The organism is Nocardia sp. 2TAF39 (assembly GCF_052114905.1).
Taxonomy (GTDB): domain Bacteria; phylum Actinomycetota; class Actinomycetes; order Mycobacteriales; family Mycobacteriaceae; genus Nocardia.
In genome coordinates this window covers 86,918-101,327 of the sequence record NZ_JBFRFQ010000024.1, presented here as the reverse complement: position 1 = coordinate 101,327, position 14,410 = coordinate 86,918, and the positions used below count along the sequence as shown (strand labels likewise).

The following is a 14,410-nucleotide window of genomic DNA, read 5'->3' as shown; positions in this document are numbered from 1 at the left end:
CGTTGTTCCAGGTGGCGTTGTCGTTCGAGAATCTGCCCGAGAGCAGCTTCGAGCTGCCGGGGTTGCGGGTCGGTGCGGTCGATTTCGATGTCGATACCGCGAAGTTCGATCTGTCGCTGACGATGCGGGAAGCGGGGGACAACCCCGACAACGCAGGCATGTACGCGGAATTCTCCTTCGCGCGTGACCTGTTCGACGAGGACACCGTGCGAGTGTTCGCCGAGCGATTCACCAGACTGCTGCACGCGATCACGACCCGACCGGAACAACCGGTCGGCAACCTGGAGATCCTGGCGGATTCCGAGCGCACGGACCTGCTCACTCGGGTTGGTGGCCCAGCAGTGCGGCCGCGCACCCTTCCGGAGCTCATGACAGCCGCGGCGGCCGCGAATCCGCACGGTCCGGCCGTCGTCTTCGAGGGCCACTCGCTGACCTACGCCGAACTCGATTCCGCCTCCACACAATTGGCGCGAGTCCTGATCGACCGTGGCGCGCGTCCGGAGGTGCTGGTGGCCGTGGCGATTCCGCGGTCGATCGAGTCGGTGCTCGCAGTGTGGGCGGTGGCCAAGTCGGGTGCCGCATTCCTGCCGGTCGACCCGGCCTACCCGGCCGACCGCATTGCGCACATGGTCTCCGACTCGGGTGCGCAGCTCGGCCTCACGATCGCCGCGGAAGCCGCTGCGCTGCCGCCGACCACGAGCGGTGCCGGCTGGCTGGCCTTGGACGATCCGCAGTTCCAGGCCGAAGTGCAGGCGCAGTCGGATCTTCCGATCGCCGATTCCGATCGGCGCGGTGTGATCCGGGCGGAAAACACCGCGTACGTGATCTACACGTCCGGGTCCACCGGTCTACCCAAGGGCGTGGTGGTCACCCATGCCGGTTTGGCCAACTTCAGCGCCGAGCAAGTGGAGCGGTATCGCTTGGATCGGGATTCGCGGGCGCTGGCGTTCGCATCCCCGTCCTTCGATGCGTCGATGCTGGAGCTATTGCTCGCGCTCGGCTCGGCGGGCGGGCTCGTGGTCGCGCCGCCGTTGACCTTCGGTGGTGAGGTGCTGGCCGATCTGATCCGTGCCGAGGGTGTCACGCATGCCTTCCTGACTCCGTCGGTGTTGGCCTCGCTGGACTCGGACGCGTTGTCGGGTATGCGGGCGATCGTGGCCGGTGGAGAAGCGGTTCCGGCTGATCTGGCGGCTAAGTGGGTGGGGGTGTCCGAGCGGGCGTTCCACAACGGGTACGGGCCCACGGAGACGACGATCATGACCAACATCAGTGACGCGTTGCGTCCTGGTGACCTGGTCACCATCGGCGGTCCGATCCGCGGCATGCGGTCGCTGGTGCTCGACAGCAGGCTGCGTCCGGTGCCTGAAGGTGTTGCGGGCGAACTGTATGTGGGTGGTATCCAGTTGACGCGTGGCTACCACGCGCGACCGGGATTGACGGCGGCGCGGTTCGTCGCCGACCCGTACGGTGCGCCCGGTGAACGTCTCTACCGCACCGGCGATATGGTGCGCTGGGGCAGGGTCGGGGGCGTCCCGGTGGTCGAGTATGTGGGCCGCAACGATTTCCAGGTGAAGGTGCGTGGTTTCCGCATCGAGCTCGGTGAGATCGATGCCGCGCTCGCGGCCCAGCCGGGTGTGGAGTTCGCGGTCACGGTCGGTCGCGAGTCGGGTTCCGGCGCGACGATGCTGGTCTCCTACGTGCTGCCGGCCAAGGGGACGACGCTGGAGCCTGCTGTGCTCACCGAACGGATCGGGCGGACGTTGCCGGAGTACATGGTTCCGGCGGCGATCGTCGTGCTCGATGAGATCCCGCTGACACCGGTCGGGAAGCTGGACCGTAGGGCATTGCCTGAACCGGCCGTGGATACCCGCGCCTACCGTGCGCCGCAGAATCCGACCGAACAGGTGATCGCTGAGGTGGTCGGCGATGTGCTCGGCATCGACCGGGTCGGCCTCGACGATGACTTCTTCGCTCTCGGTGGTGACAGCATCGTCTCCATCCAGTTGGTGTCGCGGGCCAAGACGCGTGGGGTGACCTTCACCCCGCGCGACGTCTTCGAGCAACGCACCGTCGCCGCGCTGGCCGAGATCGCGACACTCGGCGGCCCAGAAAAGACGAAGCTCGAGGAACTGCCCGGCGGCGGTGTCGGCGAGATCCCGCTGACGCCGATCATGACCCAGTTCCTTGCGAGCGGCTCGTCTTACCAGCGGTTCTCGCAGACCATGGCGCTGCGACTGCCCGAGGACATCGACCGGGAGACCCTGGTCGGCACCATCGCGGCCGTGTTCGACCATCACGACGTGCTGCGGTCACGGCTGCGCCGCACCGGCTCGGACTGGACGTTCGAGGCGCTGCCGCGCGGTGCCGTCGACATCGACGCACTGGTGCATCGGGTGGAGCTGGCTGCCGACACCGACGAAGCGGAGCTGGCCCGGGTCGGCACCGAGGCGCTGGACGCGGCGCTGGGCCGGCTCGATCCGGCGAATGCGGCGATGGCGCAGTTCGTTTGGTTCGCCTTCGACGGAGCGCGGCGCGACGTGTTGCTGATCGCCGCGCACCACTTCGTGATCGACGGTGTGTCGTGGCGCATCCTGATCCCGGACTTCGCGGTCGCCTGGTCGCAGCTGGTCGCCGGTCAGCCGGTGGCGCTGCCCGCCAACGGCACCTCGATGCGGCGCTGGGCGCACAGCCTCCTCGACGCGGCGCGTGCGCCGGAACGGGTCGCGGAACTGCCGTTCTGGCAGCAGGTTTCGGCCACGCCGGACCCACTGCTCGGCGCGCGCGCGTTCGACCCCGAGGTCGACACGAACGCGACCGTCGAGCGAGTCCAGGTCACACTGTCCGCCGAGGTCACCGACGCGGTGCTCACCGCGATCCCCGGCCTCTACCGTGGCGGCGTGAACGACGGTTTGCTGTCGGCGCTGGCCATGGCCGTCGTCCGCTGGCGTGGCGACGGCTCGGCGGGAGCGACAGACCCGGAGGCCGCCGTTGGACACCACACGGTGCTGGTGAAGCTGGAAGGCCACGGTCGCGAAGAGGACGTCGTCGCCGGCGCGGACCTCTCGCGCACCGTCGGCTGGTTCACCACTGCCTACCCGGTCCGGCTCGACCTGGCCAGCGCGGACCTCGCAGACGCCTTCGCCGGTGGCGCTGCGCTGGGCGATATCGTGAAGTCGATCAAGGAGCAGTTGCTCGAGGTGCCCGACAAGGGCCTCGGCTATGGCCTGCTGCGGCATCTGAACCTGGAGACATCGCCGCACCTCGGTAGCGCGGGGGGGAGCAGGGCGGGATCCGACACAGCCCAGATCAGCTTCAACTACCTGGGCCGGATGTCGGCCGGGGCGAACCACGAGCAGCTAGCCGAGATCGGCTGGGTGCCGGTGGCCGATCTCGGTCAGCTGGATGTGGACATGGACCTCGACATGCCCGCCAACGCGACGATCGATATCAACGCGATCGTCACCGACGGCGCGGACGGCCCGCAGTTGGGTGCGTCGTTCGCCTTCCCGACCGGGCTGCTCGGCGAGGAACAGGTGCAGGAGTTCGCCGATCTCTGGGTCGAGGCGCTCACCGCGCTGGCCACGCATGCCCGGCGGCCGGGCGTGGGCGGTTTCACGCCGTCGGACATGCCGCTGGTCCGGGTCGGCCAGACCGACCTCGAGCTGTGGGAACGGAACTACCCGGCGCTGACCGAGGTATGGCCGCTCTCGCCGCTGCAGTCCGGTCTGCTGTTCCACGCGCTGATGACCCAGTCCACCGTGGACGTGTACACAGTTCAGTCCGTGGTGGACCTGGGCGGCGTGCTGGACGTCGCACGGCTGCACGCGGCCGCACAGGGCATCATCGACCGGTACCCGAACTTGCGCAGCGCGTTTGTCACCGACTCCGACGGACAGGCCGTGCAAGTGGTGCTGGATCGGGTCGAGGCGCCGTGGCGCGAGGTGGATCTCACCGGGTTGCCCGCCGACCAGCGGACCGCTGAACTGCGCAGACAGGTCGCGGCCGACCAGGCGACGCACTTCGACATGTCCACCCCGCCGCTGCTGCGGTTCACGCTGTTCCGCAGCGACGAGGCACAATGGCACCTGGCCATCACCACCCACCACATCCTGGTGGACGGTTGGTCGATGCCGCTGCTCTTGCGGGATCTGCTGGTGCTGTATGCGGTCCGCGGCGACCACACGGCGCTGCCGCGGGTGGCATCCTACCGTAACTTCCTCGGCTGGCTGGCCGGGCGTGACCGGGACGCTTCGCTGCGCGCCTGGGCGTCGGCGCTGGAGGGCATCACCGAGCCGACGCAGCTCGCGCCGCAGCCGCGGGCCGAGGAGAACTACGAGATCGGCAAGCTGACCACCGAGATCGACGCCGACCGCACCCGCCGGATCACCAAGCACGCCGCCGAACTCGGCGTCACGGTGAACACGCTGGTGCAGGCGGCGTGGGGCATTCTGCTCGGGCGGCTCACCGGTCGCGGCGATGTGGTGTTCGGCGCGACGGTGTCCGGACGTCCGGCGGAGCTGTCCGGCGTGGAGTCCATGGTGGGTCTGTTCATCAACACGCTGCCGGTACGGCTGCGGATCGATGACCGCGAGAGCGTCGGCAAGCTGCTGGAGCGGTTGCAGCGAGATCAGGCCGACCTGCTCGAGCACCACTACGTGGGGCTCACCGACATCCAGCGGGTGGCGGGCACCGGGTCGTTGTTCGACACGCTGGTGGTGTTCGAGTCGTATCCGATCGACAATGAAGCGATTGCGGCGGCCAGCTCGATCGACGGCATGTCGGTCACTGGTGTCGGCATCAACGATGCGACGCACTATCCGATGACGCTGATGGTGGTCGCGGACTCCACCATCGAGCTGATCCTGAAGTATCTGGGCAGCCGGTTCACTGCGGAAGAGGTGGAAATCCTGTCCGCGCGCCTGGTCCGGGTGCTGGAGGCGCTGGTCGGCGATCCGGATTCCCTGGTCGGCGACATCGATATTCTGGATGTGGGCGAACGAGCCCAGCTGCTGGTCGAATCCGGTATTACGGCAACGGCTTCCGTGCCGGAGCCGGTCGGCCGGATGGGTGCGCGCACGGTGGCCAAGGTGCTCGGCGAGGTCGTCGAGGAGGACCCGGAGGCGCCCGCGCTCCTTGCCGACGGCGACGAGGTCGCCTACCACGTGCTGGATCGGCGCTCCTCACAGCTGGCCAGGGTGCTGATCGATCGCGGTGCGGGACCGGGCGACGTCGTCGCGGTGGCGCTGCCGCGCTCGGTGGACGCCGTGGTCGCGGTGTGGGCGGTGCAGAAGGCCGGTGCGGCCTGCCTGTTCGCGGGCGATCTGTCGGCGGCGGAGCTGGCCGCGGCGGGCGCCGGGGTCGGGATCGCCCTGGAACCGGTGCCCGACAGCGAGATTCGCTGGCTGGTACTCGCCGACCCGCAGGTTCGGCAGGAGCTCGCCGCGGCGGCGTCGCATCCGGTGTCCTACACGGATCGGGCGCGCCCGCTCGGCGAGGATCACCCGGCATTCGTCGTTCCCACGGCGGGCGGGGTCGTCGCGGTCACCCAGACCGAGGCGCTCGCCCAGGCCGAGCGGGTGCGCGAGGAGTACGGGATCGACTACGAGTCGACCACGTTCACCGCCGCCTCGTCCGGCTCCGCGGCCCTGCTGGAATTCCTGGCCGCCGCCACCGCGGGCGCCCTCTCGGTCCTTCCGAGCGGCGACCTCGACGGCGATCTCGCCGACGGCGAGGTGACCCACTGGTTCGTGGTCCCCGGCGAACCGACCGACGCGGCGGATGCCGAAGTGCGGATCGTGATCGCCGAGTAACGACCGGGATCTGCTGGTGAGGAGCACCGAAAGGTGTTCCTCACCAGCAGTTGCTGCCGGATTGGTCGGTCGGAGAATCGGTCCGCTGTGCACGAGGGCGGCGGTAGGACGATCCCGCGGGACCCGAGCTGCCAACCGGCTTGAAGGTTTCGCCGCACTGTCCTACCGGTATCGCGGATAAGTCTCAATGGTTGGTTCAACGATACGGTTAAGTGTCATGAATGTGTCGGACGAGAATCTGATGATCGAACTCAGCATGGCTGAACTGCGCGAGATCACGGGCTATGCCGTGGCCTGCGCGGAGCCCGCGTTGGCGATCTTCGAACGTGAACGCCCTGAGGATCAGCGCCCACGAGCCGCGATCGACGCTGCGCAGGCGTTCGCGGATGGAGCCGAGCGGACCAAGGCGATCCGTGACAGCGCGTGGGCGGCACACCGGGCGTATCAAGAGGCACGCGATGTAGGGCAGGCCGCGGCGAGCGATGTTGCGCGCGCGGCCGTTGCCGCGGCCAGTGCGGCGTTCCTGCACCCCCTGGCGAAAGCGACTCAGGTCCTGCACATCCTCGGACCGGCGGCCCATGCGGCTCGGGCCTTCGAGCTCGATGCCGGCGACGACCGTAACGTCGGCGCCGACTACATCGAGAAGGCAAGAGATCTGGCCGGCCCCATCGTGGTGAGCGTCCTGATGCGCTACCCGACCGCCCCGAGTGGTCGCGGCCGTGTGGGAGAGCTATTACGGGAACTGGACGCATCGTTGCGACGACTGGCCAGTGAAAGTATCACCCGCGCCACCGAACCGGCCCGCGAAGTCCTCCACACCAAGCCCGAAACAACCTCGAACGGCACCGACCGATCAAGTACTGACCATGGATAGCCAGCTGCACTCAGTCGCCTACCTTCCTTCGCGGGGAGCAGGGTGAGCAGGACGACGAGCAGGAATGCCGCTACCGCACAGGCGGTGCGTGCGAAGTGGAACGCTTCCCAGCGGGCCAGGATCGTGGCGTAGTCGGCTGGGGCACCGCTGACCGCCCACACCTTGATGTGCTGGTTGATCGGGACGTTGCCGAGCCGGGTGATCACCAACGACGCGACGGAAAGCGCGGCCGCGCCACCCGCGAACCAACGATTCCGAGCGGTGGAGCGCACAGCGAACACCAGCGTGGAGAGGATGGTCAGGCCCATCAGTGATTGCATGACAAGGCCGTTCACGCTCATCAGGGCGGTGTGGAACGTAAATCGGACGTCCAGCGGCACCCTCCGGAAGGCGTACAGCACGTTGACCGCCCCGTAGCCGAACGCCCCCGCGAGCAGCCCGCTGAACAGCAACGCGAATGCCCTTGCTGCCAGGGGACTTTCGATTGTCGTCACGGGCGACGCTCTATGGCCGGTGCGAGGGTGAGCAATTCGTCGACCGACCACTGGTCGTAGACATGTTCACCATGTTTCGCGGCGAGCACGCGGCCGTCGGAGGCGATCAGGAAATCGGCGGGCAGCCCGAGACTGCCGCCTTCGGGTTTCGCGGGCGGGGCGGCCTGTTTTCCGCGCAGTGTGGCGCGCACGTCATGCGCGACGCCGCGGAGGATGGCGGGCCAGCCGCGCGGGTCGAGCAGCGCCCTTGGCGATTTCTCGACGCCGAACTCGCGGTAGAGCTTCCGGGTCGGGTCGGCGATGACGTCCAGCGGCAGCTCTGCGGAGTACTTGCGTAATTCCTCCTCGCTGGAATGGAATACGACCACTTCGCGAATGTTCGCCGCGATGATCTCGTGCTGGCGGGTGACGATCGAACGCAGGTGCAGATTGCACACCGGGCAGCCGGCGAACCTGCGGAACTGTAGATGGATCAGGCAATCCGGATCCGGCACCTGGATTTGCGCGCCGGAGACGGCGATCAGGGTCCGGGCGGGAACGGCGGTCGGGAAGGACATTCGACTCCTCTCATAGGTGTACATCGTACGCCTACAGCAAGTATGCGTGTACCTTGTACGCTGTCAACCCGTGCCCCGCCCTCGCTCACTGACGAACGCCGATCTCGCGTCGGCCGCCCTCTCCGTGCTCGACCGTGACGGCCTGTCCGCGCTCACCATGCGCGCCGTGGCCAGGGAGCTCGGTGTGGCCACCATGGCGCTGTACCGCTACGTTCGCGACCGCGACGAACTCGAGATGCTGATCGCGGACCAGATGTTTGCCTCGATCGACACGACGCGGCCTGCCGGGATCGACTGGAAGGCGGGCACGACGCTACTGCTCGAACACATCCGCGCCGGGTTCTCGGCCCATCCGGCCGCTGTGCCGCTGGTGCTGCGGCATCGCCAGTCCTCGGTCGAATCGCTGCGCGTGATGGAGGCCATGCTCGCCGTGCTCACCGAAGGCGGTTTCACTGGACGCGCACGAGTGATCGCCCAACGCACGTTGGTCGCATTCCTGCTCGGCTTCCTGCAGAACGAGCATTACGCGCCGCTGTCGGGCCGGGGTACGGTCGCGATGGCGCAACTGTCCCCCGAGGACTATCCGCATCTGGCGCAGACGGCCGGGCAGGCCAAGAACATGTCGGTCGACGACGAATTCCGGAATGGCGTTCAGATCGTGCTACGCGGCCTCGAGTCTTGACATCGGAGGCGGCGGCGCTGCGCGCAGCGATAGCCGCAATATGAGTCGCCACTGAACACTCACATTTCGGGTAACGGTGATTCATAGCGGCGACGGTTGTGGTGATGGGACGTTGTCGCGGAACGCCAGCGCTGGTGTGCGAGTAGCAACGCGTCGAAGGCACGCTGCTGTTGTGCCCCGTAGAGGCCATGCTCGTGGGCGACCGCAGCTGCGAGATCGGAGGTCTCGGTCGAGTCGACGGGGAGGTCGAGGAGCGCGTCGGGGCGGACGCCGCGGTGTAGGCACCACCGAATCAGGCTGCCGAATCCGACGATGGACGTGACAAATTCCCGTTGCGCCGTGCGGGCCCATGCAACAGATAGTTCGTGCAGCATTCCTGGCTCGGGATGTGGCGGGGCGAGCGTGCGGTGGGCTCTGGATAGGAGTTGTCCGGCGTAGATGACCGGGTCAGGAATCGGCAGCAGCTCGGCGGTGAACCGGAATGGCAAGTCGTCGATGCTGTCGAAGAAAGCGGTGAGTAGGGAGATCGACCCGCCTTCGACGATGATCAAGCGATTTTCTCGGGAGAGCGCGACCAAGGTGCGGCGTAGCGCGCCATGTGCGTCGACGGTCGGATAGTCGCCTTGATCGATGGTCCGCTCATCGAGGAAGTGCCGTCGCGGCTGAGCGTCGAGATCGATCGCACCACATGCGCTGGTCGTGGCAAGGTCGGTGAAGCACTGGATCCGGTCGGCGACGACGATTGGTGCCCGCAAGATACGCGCCTGGCTGGTGGCCCGTGCGCTCTTGCCGACTCCGGTGGCGCCAACGATGAGGTGGACGTGCGCTTCGGGCGCAACTGTTCTGACGGACACGACTATCTCTTCACACTGATGCCGTAGTGGCCGAGGCATTCTTCCAGCGCACCTCGCGCAGTGTCTTCAACGAGGGTTGCGCAGCCATACCACTATCCATCACATCGTAGGGTTCAGGTCGCGGCTCGGGTCGAGTATTTCGCGCTCGAAGCGTTCGGCGTCCCGCAGATACTACAGGGGCCTGTCCAGTATTCGGCTCTGTCTCACTTTTGGTTTGTGCCGTGCGGCGCTGTGTTTCGAGTTCACACCGGTTGCCCCCGCTTCCACAACAGGAACGCTGACCGCAACAGGCATAGTTTCTGATCCTGGCGACTGTCAAGGCGGAATCGCCACACGGTTCGAGCACGCGCTCCAACGGCTTCAGTTCGCTGCTTGTGCAGGCGGTTTCGGATTCCAGGCGTTCAGAATGTCGGCGCGGTACCCGACACCGGTCGATCGGCGCGCTCGGCCAGGTAGTCCTCCCAGGTCAGTTTGCCGACATCGGCGCCGTCGAGCACCAGGTTCTCACCCGCGCGGTAGACGCGGCCCGCTTTGCCAGGCACCCGGACAGCCAGCAGTGCGCGGCGCTTGCCGAGCGCCTTCAGGTAGTCCCGGACCAGCTCACGCATGCCGATCACGGTCGGCCCCACCAGGTCCGGCATCCGTCCGGCAGGCGCGCCGAGCGCCAATTCCACCAGCCGGGCCGCCACCACTCGTGCATCGACCGGCTGGACGTGCACGCCGCCCAGGATCGGCAGCACCGGCGACTTCAGCATCGCCTCCACCAGATTCGGCACGAAGTCGTGGAACTGCGCTGCGCGCAACGTGGTCCACGGGACGCCCGATTCCGCGACCACCTGCTCGGCGGCGAACTTCGCGCGGAAGTAGGTCAGCGGAAGCAGCTCGGCGGCGGTCACCGAGATATACACCACATGCCCCACTTCCGCGGCGGCCGCGGCCCGCATCAGGTTTTCGGTGGCCACCTCGTCGCCCTTGGCGTCGCCCGCCAGATGCAGGATGGTGTCGACACCCGCGACGGCGGCATTGATTCCCCTGTCGTGCAGCAGATCTCCGGCTACGAACTCGACGCCGTCGACCGGTTCGCGCGCACTGCGGCTGAGCGCGCGGACGTCGGCACCGGTGTTCCGCAGCAGGGGAAGGACCTGACGGCCCAGGGTGCCGGTGCCGCCGGTGACCAGAATCTTCGTGGCCATGACTGTCTCCGATCTAGGTTTCGATGGGGTGGTTCCCACCGCCTCACTGGAACGACGATGCAGGAGCACGGACTGTGACAGGGGTGGCGCGAATCACTCACCTCGGACCCCGATCGCAATGTCGGCGGACCTTGCCGATGTCGCCGCAGCCGTCCATTTACGATCCGCTCGCGGCGATCACCACGCACATCAATCCCGAGATGATCGTTGTTGCCGCCGTTCCGGTCTGAACCGAGTGGCTGGCGCGACTTTCGACCTGCACGGCGGAGTCGCGGGTAATGGGCTGATAGCGGCGCTGCGCGGCGTTTTCAAGTCCGTGTTCCGAAAGACGTTGCCTGTGCGGGCCTATGAGTGTCCTACTTGGTCGGCGGGGTGAAGGGTTGATTGATCGTGGTGAAGTATTGGACGAGGGCAGCGATGGCGACAGGTGCCGTGACGAACAGTTGACCGGCGAGGGTGCCGAGTGCGCCCACGGCGATGACGCCACCCAGACAGCCGACGGCAGCGGCCGGGATGAACGGTCCGAACATGCCGATGATGGTCGCAGCGGCGACGGTGGCGCCGGCAATGCCACCGAGCACACAGCCGACGAGGCCCCCGCCGATACCGCCGACTGTGGTGCCGATCGCAGCCCCTGATGCGATGGTGTCCTTCAACCGAGTGAAGGCCGCGACTTCACGGTCGTACGGCGATTTCCATTGAGCCTGGTCTTCGAAGGGGAGCGCAACCGGACGGTAATCGGCATGCTCGATGTCGAATTGCGGTACGAGCGTGGCGGTCCGGCCCTTGATATCGGCGGCGATGGGGAAAACGAAATCGTCGACGCGGAATTCCAGCGGGGTGCCTGCGAGTACTGTGCCATCGGCTGCTTTGACCTCGAATACCCCGTTCTCGACCGCCATCGAGCCCGAATCGATGTGGACGACCGCGCTCTCTTCGGATGTGGTAGCGGTGTAGCCGACTGTGCCGCTGTCGGTGGGGTGAGGCGCGGCGCTGACATTTCCGGTCGTGATGGCGGCAACCGCGATAGCAAGCGTCGATGCAGTGGCAATCTTGCGCAGAATCATTTCTCGGAACCTTAACCAGTTGTTCGAATGGTGCGAATACGTGAGGTGCGGCTATTGCTGTTGTTGTTCGACCTCCCGGACCACGGTTCCCCGGTCGGCGTCGAGTTCGGCGCCGACGAGCAGCCAGCGCAGGCCGCCGAGTGCGTGGCGAAGAATGGCATCCATGGTGAAACCTCCTGCGGGAGTTGTTGTCTCGAATATGGTCACTACCATCGCAGGGTGTGCTGAAGGCAACCTGAAGCCACCTGAAATTCGTTTCAGAACAGTACGACGTCGTGGCCTGGCCGAGCTGTACGGATGGTGAACGGCACCAGCCCCTGAATTCGCCTGCCGATGTAGGGATTTCCCGACTTCTCCGGGCCACGTATCGGGGACAGACTCGGGTGACTCGACTCTACGAAAACGGGTACCGGCCAGCCGGTCCCAGATGCAGGCAGAAACTGTGACCCTTCACGACTCCGGCGCGGCCAGCGCCGCTACAGATCACCTGTGGATGCACTTCACCCGACATTCCACTCAGGACACTTCGCCCGCGTCCGTCATTGTGCGCGGCGACGGCCCTTACGTCTACGATGCGGCAGGCCGCCGCTACCTCGACGGACTTTCCGGCCTGTTCGTGGTGCAAGTCGGCCATGGCCGACAAGAACTGGCCCAAGCCGCCGCTAAACAGGCCGGTGAACTGGCCTACTTTCCGCTCTGGTCCTATGCCCACCCGCCTGCGATCGAATTGGCCGCACGGCTGGCCGAACTCGCTCCCGGCGATCTCAACCGGGTTTTCTTCACTACGGGTGGTTCCGAAGCGGTCGAGACGGCGTGGAAGCTCGCCCGCGCCTACTTCCGACGCACCGGCCGTCCGCTCAAGCACAAGGCGATCTCTCGGGTCATGTCCTATCACGGCACTTCCATGGGTGCTCTTTCGATCACCGGAATGCCCTCTGTTCGAAACGATTTCGAGCCGCTGGTGCCGTCGGTCATCCGCGTGCCCAACACGAATTACTATCGGCGGCACGATCAGTCTTCGGATCTGTTCGAATTCGGGCAGTGGGCCGCCGATCAGGTCGCCGAAGCCATCGAACAGGAGGGGCCCGACACCGTCGCGGCCGTCTTCCTCGAACCTGTACAAAACGCTGGCGGCTGCATACCGCCGCCCCCGGGTTACCTTCTTCGTGTTCGAGAAATCTGCGACCGTTACGACGTCCTGCTCGTCGCCGACGAAGTGATCTGCGGATTCGGCAGGCTCGGCGAGTATTTCGGCTCGCAGCGCTACGACCTCCGACCCGATATCATCACCTGCGCGAAAGGCTTGACCTCCGGCTATGCCCAGCTCGGGGCGATGATCGCCGACGAACGGCTGGCCGAACCGTTCCTGGCCGATCGCGACTGGTTCGCGCACGGCTTCACCTACGGTGGGCATCCCGTCGCGGCTGCGGTCGCCCTCGCCAACCTCGACATCATCGAGGGCGAACAGCTCAACGATTACGTCCGCACCAACACCCACGTCTTCCGCTCCTACCTCGAGCGTCTTTATGATCTTCCGCTCGTCGGAGACATCCGTGGCGACGGATTCTTCTTCGGTATCGAGTTGGTCAAGGACAAAGCGACTCGCGAAACGTTCACCAACGAGGAAAAGGAGGTACTGCTGCGGGAGTACGTGTCGAAGGCGCTTTTCGAGGCCGGCCTGTACTGCCGAGCCGACGATCGCGGCGACCCGATCATCCAGTTGGCCCCGCCGTTGATCTGCGACGAAACACATTTCGCCGAGATAGAGCAAATACTACGCGCCGTCCTGAGTGATGCTTGGCGGCGGTTGTGACCGGGGTGCGCGAAGAATCGACCGCAGTCGGAGCATTCACCGGGCGGCACGCGATCGCCGAATTCGAAGGCATCGATCCTGCGCTGCTGGACGACGAGGAGTTGCTCCGCGACATCCTTGCCGGATCGCTCGCCATGGCAGGCGCCACAGTCATCGATATCACCTCCAAAAGGTTTGTTCCGCACGGGATCACCGTCTTGTTGTTGCTGTCGGAGTCACACGCGTCCATTCACACCTATCCCGAAATCGGTGCCGCATTCGTCGACGTGTTCACCTGTGGGGAACGAGCGGACCCCGGGTATGCCACTCGCCTCGTGGCCGACGCCCTCAAACCCACCACACTCAGCCTGCACACTTTCTCTCGCGGACGTACCGACCGGAATCCCGCGGAAGCCGGGTCGAGCCGGATGTGAGGTGACAGCGAGCTGTTCGCTGCGGCGATCAGTGGGTCGGCGGTGCGATCTGCCAGTGTTCCTGCAGCGCGCCCGCGATCTGCGGCAGGACCGTCACCGGAATCCGCTTGCGGCGCAGGACCGCCCGGATCTCGGTGACCTGGTCGCGCTTGCGCAGGTCGTAGGCGCCCGTGACCGGGCGGACCACCGGCGGTATGGACAGTAGGACCAACTCGCCATGGGGTTCGTCGCCGCCGGACAGGTCCAGCGCCAGCGACCAGCGGGACCGTTCGTCGAGGGTGAACCGGCCGGCCACCACCCGATCCCACGCGATGCTGGACACCGTCCACGGCGTGCGCCGGTAGATGGCGTGGTCGGTGAGCACGACGGCGTCTCTGGTGAACAACGCCGACAACGCGGCGACACCCGCGACAGCACCGGCCAGCAGGCCGGTGAACACCCGGTTGGCGCCGAATGCGGCCACGAACGCGCCGCAGATCGTTACCGTCACCAGGATGCCGAGCACGCTGTAGAGCGCCGCGCGCTGCGTCGGGACGACACCCGCCCGCACCGTTGTCATCTCACCTACCTGCCTCTGGTGCATTGCCGGCATTACGGTACCGGCTGCTCGCGCGCCGACGCACATCTCAGGAATTCCCAGCCGTGGTCGATGC

General features: G+C 66.2%; 10 protein-coding genes and 1 pseudogene. 5 read left to right on the top strand and 6 right to left on the bottom strand.

Annotation, left to right across the window (positions count from 1 at the left end):
* Window positions 1-11 precede the first annotated feature (11 nt).
* Both AB4Z47_RS17335 and AB4Z47_RS17330 read left to right on the top strand, forming a co-directional pair.
* Window positions 12-5,810 carry an amino acid adenylation domain-containing protein gene (locus tag AB4Z47_RS17335; RefSeq protein ID WP_441951935.1) on the top strand — a complete coding sequence of 1,933 codons (5,799 nt, stop codon included), beginning with the start codon at window positions 12-14 and terminating at the stop codon, window positions 5,808-5,810.
* 187 nt (window positions 5,811-5,997) lie between these two features.
* Window positions 5,998-6,375 (top strand): annotated as a pseudogene (locus AB4Z47_RS17330) (putative immunity protein); the annotation flags it as partial.
* 125 nt (window positions 6,376-6,500) lie between these two features.
* On the opposite strand, the gene AB4Z47_RS17325 reads toward AB4Z47_RS17330, so the two are convergent.
* On the bottom strand, window positions 6,501-7,178 hold the full coding sequence (locus AB4Z47_RS17325; protein WP_441951933.1) for an anthrone oxygenase family protein: 678 nt from the start codon (window positions 7,176-7,178) through the stop codon (window positions 6,501-6,503).
* Window positions 7,175-7,735: a peroxiredoxin-like family protein gene (locus tag AB4Z47_RS17320; protein ID WP_441951932.1), complete on the bottom strand. Its 561-nt coding sequence runs from the start codon at window positions 7,733-7,735 to the stop codon at window positions 7,175-7,177. Before AB4Z47_RS17320 ends, AB4Z47_RS17325 begins: the two co-directional genes overlap by 4 nt.
* Window positions 7,736-7,805: 70 nt before the next feature.
* Between AB4Z47_RS17320 and AB4Z47_RS17315 the strand changes: the two genes are divergently transcribed.
* Entirely contained in the window at window positions 7,806-8,417 is a 612-nt protein-coding gene (locus AB4Z47_RS17315; RefSeq protein WP_441951930.1) for a TetR/AcrR family transcriptional regulator, read from the top strand.
* Between the two features lie 59 nt (window positions 8,418-8,476).
* Here the strand turns inward: AB4Z47_RS17315 and AB4Z47_RS17310 are convergent, their stop codons facing one another.
* From AB4Z47_RS17310 to AB4Z47_RS17300, 3 genes are all read right to left on the bottom strand, one after another.
* Window positions 8,477-9,271: an isopentenyl transferase family protein gene (locus AB4Z47_RS17310; protein ID WP_441951928.1), complete on the bottom strand. Its 795-nt coding sequence runs from the start codon at window positions 9,269-9,271 to the stop codon at window positions 8,477-8,479.
* Between the two features lie 401 nt (window positions 9,272-9,672).
* Window positions 9,673-10,464 carry an SDR family oxidoreductase gene (locus AB4Z47_RS17305; protein WP_441951926.1) on the bottom strand — a complete coding sequence of 264 codons (792 nt, stop codon included), beginning with the start codon at window positions 10,462-10,464 and terminating at the stop codon, window positions 9,673-9,675.
* Window positions 10,465-10,820: 356 nt separating this feature from the next.
* Window positions 10,821-11,531, bottom strand: coding sequence for a hypothetical protein (locus AB4Z47_RS17300; RefSeq protein WP_441951925.1), 711 nt, complete (start codon window positions 11,529-11,531; stop codon window positions 10,821-10,823).
* A 427-nt stretch (window positions 11,532-11,958) separates the two neighbouring features.
* Here AB4Z47_RS17300 and AB4Z47_RS17295 point away from each other — a divergent pair, with 427 nt between their 5' ends.
* Window positions 11,959-13,344 (top strand): aspartate aminotransferase family protein, encoded by a 1,386-nt coding sequence (locus AB4Z47_RS17295; protein WP_441951923.1) that lies wholly within the window; start codon window positions 11,959-11,961, stop codon window positions 13,342-13,344.
* A 5-nt stretch (window positions 13,345-13,349) separates the two neighbouring features.
* The gene (gene speD, locus AB4Z47_RS17290; protein ID WP_441951921.1) at window positions 13,350-13,757 is read left to right on the top strand and encodes an adenosylmethionine decarboxylase; all 408 of its coding nucleotides are present in this window, start codon (window positions 13,350-13,352) and stop codon (window positions 13,755-13,757) included.
* Window positions 13,758-13,785: 28 nt separating this feature from the next.
* On the opposite strand, the gene AB4Z47_RS17285 is transcribed toward speD, so the two are convergent.
* A complete protein-coding gene (locus tag AB4Z47_RS17285) occupies window positions 13,786-14,316 on the bottom strand; it encodes a hypothetical protein (RefSeq protein ID WP_441951919.1) in 531 nt (176 codons plus the stop codon).
* Between the last annotated feature and the right edge of the window lie 94 nt (window positions 14,317-14,410).

Coding starts and splice junctions, on each gene's coding strand:
- AB4Z47_RS17320 (WP_441951932.1), bottom strand. CDS start 7,735: ATGTCCTTCCCGACCGCCGTTCCCGCCCGGACCCTGATCGCCGTCTCC.
- AB4Z47_RS17305 (WP_441951926.1), bottom strand. CDS start 10,464: ATGGCCACGAAGATTCTGGTCACCGGCGGCACCGGCACCCTGGGCCGT.
- AB4Z47_RS17300 (WP_441951925.1), bottom strand. CDS start 11,531: ATGATTCTGCGCAAGATTGCCACTGCATCGACGCTTGCTATCGCGGTT.
- AB4Z47_RS17295 (WP_441951923.1), top strand. CDS start 11,959: ATGCAGGCAGAAACTGTGACCCTTCACGACTCCGGCGCGGCCAGCGCC.
- AB4Z47_RS17285 (WP_441951919.1), bottom strand. CDS start 14,316: ATGACAACGGTGCGGGCGGGTGTCGTCCCGACGCAGCGCGCGGCGCTC.